The organism is Gemmiger formicilis (genome assembly GCF_016901605.1).
GTDB lineage: Bacteria > Bacillota > Clostridia > Oscillospirales > Ruminococcaceae > Gemmiger > Gemmiger formicilis_B.
In genome coordinates, this window is sequence record NZ_JACJKP010000896.1 from 1 (window position 1) to 219 (window position 219).

Here is a 219-nt window from a genome sequence, read left to right on the forward strand (position 1 = left end):
GGTCAGCTGCGTCAGCAGTTCCGCCACTTCCTTGCCGGTTACTTTGCCATACAGCTTGCCGGAAGCACCGCCCTTGATTTTGGTGGTCACCGTTTTGCCGCTGATTTTGGCAGCTATGATGCAACGGTGCGCCTGTACGCAGGTGTGTCTGCAGCATTCAAAGTCAAGGTTGAAGAACTGTAAAGCAAAACTGCTTTGCAGAGTGGCTGGAAGGGAGAA

At 53.0% G+C, this 219-nt stretch carries 1 protein-coding gene; it reads right to left on the bottom strand.

What is annotated here, in order from left to right; translation table 11 throughout:
• Nucleotides 1-219: 50S ribosomal L9 C-terminal domain-containing protein (locus tag H6B10_RS17165; protein ID WP_275951116.1), on the bottom strand; the 219-nt coding region annotated here is incomplete at both ends.